The organism is Micromonospora sp. NPDC002411, from assembly GCF_053592955.1.
The window spans coordinates 1-1,478 of sequence record NZ_JBSFBM010000626.1 but is presented as its reverse complement, the minus strand read 5'-3'; the positions used below and the strand labels follow the sequence as shown (position 1 = coordinate 1,478).

The following is a 1,478-nucleotide window of genomic DNA, read 5'->3' as shown; positions in this document are numbered from 1 at the left end:
GGTTCCCCGTCCGGTCCGGATCCCGCCGGCCGCCGCTCTTCCGATCTCGTCGCACCCGGCAAGAGCCAGCGCGAAGAGGCCGAACACCGCGATCACCCGTCGGACGGACACACGTCGATGCTAACCACCGGAGGTCACGCGGGGCGTCCCCCCGCGCGCCACGGTCAGGCGCTCAGACGGTCGGCTGCTGCGACACCTCGCCGCCAGCGGTCTCCGCGAGGATCCGCTCGGCGACCTCCTTCATGGTCATCCGGTGGTCCATCGCCGTGCGCTGGATCCACTTGAACGCCTGCGGCTCGGTCATCCCGTACGTGGTCATCAGCGCGCCCTTGGCCCGCTCCACCGCCTTGCGGATCTCCAGGCGGTCGGTCAGGCTCGCGACCTCCGCCTCCAGGGCCGCGACCTCCGAGTAACGCGACAGCGCGATCTCCACCGCCGGGACCAGGTCGCTCTTCTGGAAAGGCTTCACGAGGTACGCCATCGCTCCGGCCGCCCGCGCCCGCTCCACCAGGTCACGCTGACTGAACGCGGTCAGGATGATCACCGGGGCGATTCGGGCGCCGGCGATGCGCTCGGCGGCGGCCAGCCCATCCATGATCGGCATCTTGATGTCGAGGATGACCAGGTCGGGCTTCAGTTCCTCGGCGAGGCGGACGGCTGTCTCACCGTCTCCGGCCTCCCCCACCACCTCGTAACCCTCTTCGACAAGCATCTCGGCGAGGTCCAGCCGGATCAGCGCCTCGTCCTCGGCGATCAGTACGCGCCTGCGCTCGGCATCCGTCGGCATCTCAGCCACCAGCCCTACCCCCACCAGTTCGAACGCGGCACCCGCCCAGCCGGGTGTCACCGCCCTCAGCGTAGTGGGTATCCTGTCAGGGCTGAATCAGGGAAGCGCCCTCGTAGCCCAACTGGCAGCAGGCAATGGTCTCAAACTCCATACAGTGTGGGTTCGAATCCCACCGAGGGCACAAAGTTAATGTCGTACGGATGTTCGAGTATGAACTCGTGCATCCACCCGAGATCCGCGCGCGTGCGCGGCAACTCTTCCTTGCTGGCAGCACGGTTGCCGACACCGCTCGTGCTACCGGCCTGCCCTATCGGACGGTCTGGCACTGGTGCAATGACCGACCAGAGGCGAAGTTCCAGGGCACGCAGCTCAGGTGCTTCCGCTGCCGTGAGGGTGTCGAGAGTCCGACAGACCCTCGTGCCTACGCCTATCTGCTCGGTCTGTACCTCGGCGATGGCCATCTGGTCACGACGGCCCGGGTACCGGTCTTGCGCATCTACTGCTCTAACGCCTGGCCAGGGCTGATCGAGGCATGTGACGCGACCATGCGTGCTGTGCTCGCCGCTAAGGTGCAGCGGGTCCAGAAACAGGGTTGCGTCGGCGTGCAGAGTTACGGCAGCCACTGGCCGTGCCTGCTGCCACAGCACGGTCCCGGCAAGAAGCACGAGCGACCGATCGTCCTGACCGACTG

2 protein-coding genes and 1 tRNA gene are annotated in these 1,478 nt (G+C 66.8%); 2 read left to right on the top strand and 1 reads right to left on the bottom strand.

Going from position 1 to position 1,478, the window contains the following annotated elements; translation table 11 throughout:
- Positions 1-172: 172 nt before the first annotated feature.
- The gene (locus tag ACWCO3_RS34570; protein ID WP_088991522.1) at positions 173-796 is read right to left on the bottom strand and encodes an ANTAR domain-containing response regulator; all 624 of its coding nucleotides are present in this window, start codon (positions 794-796) and stop codon (positions 173-175) included.
- 97 nt (positions 797-893) lie between these two features.
- On the opposite strand from ACWCO3_RS34570, the gene ACWCO3_RS34565 reads away from it, so the two are divergent.
- Both ACWCO3_RS34565 and ACWCO3_RS34560 read left to right on the top strand, forming a co-directional pair.
- Positions 894-968, top strand: a tRNA-Leu gene (locus ACWCO3_RS34565).
- A gap of 19 nt (positions 969-987) precedes the next feature.
- A partial coding sequence (locus tag ACWCO3_RS34560) for a terminase gpP N-terminus-related DNA-binding protein (RefSeq protein ID WP_450014204.1) occupies positions 988-1,478 on the top strand: 491 nt, incomplete at its 3' end.